At 70.3% G+C, this 475-nt stretch carries 1 protein-coding gene; it reads left to right on the forward strand.

Features of this window, described 5'->3' with window-relative positions; all coding sequences use genetic code 11:
- Nucleotides 1–475, forward strand: a 475-nt coding sequence (locus KDK95_RS38875; RefSeq protein WP_212522639.1) for a DUF2946 family protein, incomplete at both ends; no start/stop codon positions are given.

Consider the following 475-nt stretch of genomic DNA (forward strand, 5'->3'; position numbering starts at 1 on the left):
CCCGATTGCTACGGCTGGCTGGGCCTGGATGCGCGCGGCCGCTGGTTCATGCGCGACGACGCCGTGCAGGCCCAGGGGCCATTCCCCGCCGCGCGCGGCGCGCTGCTGCAGCATGCCAAGCTCATCGATTTCATTCAGCGCAACTACGAGCCGGACGAGCAGGGCCGCTGGTTCTTCCAGAACGGGCCGCAGCGCGTGTACGTGGAGCTCGAAGTGACGCCGGGGGTCTGGCGCGTCGAGGAGGACGAGGCCGCCGATGGCGGTTTCGCCATCACGGCCCATGCCGGCGAGCGCTCGTCCGTGCAGGAATGCCTGCTCGATGAGGACGGCCGGCTCTACCTGTTCGACGGGCGCGTGCTCGGCCTCGTGCACACGCTGGACATGGAAATCGCGGCACGCGCCGTCGAACGCGGGCTGTGGACGCCCGTGGACGTGCAGGCGGGCGGCCTGCCCGAGCGCTACGGCTATGTGATGC

The organism is Actinospica acidithermotolerans (assembly GCF_018139625.1).
GTDB classification, from domain to species: Bacteria; Actinomycetota; Actinomycetes; order Streptomycetales; family Catenulisporaceae; genus Actinospica; species Actinospica acidithermotolerans.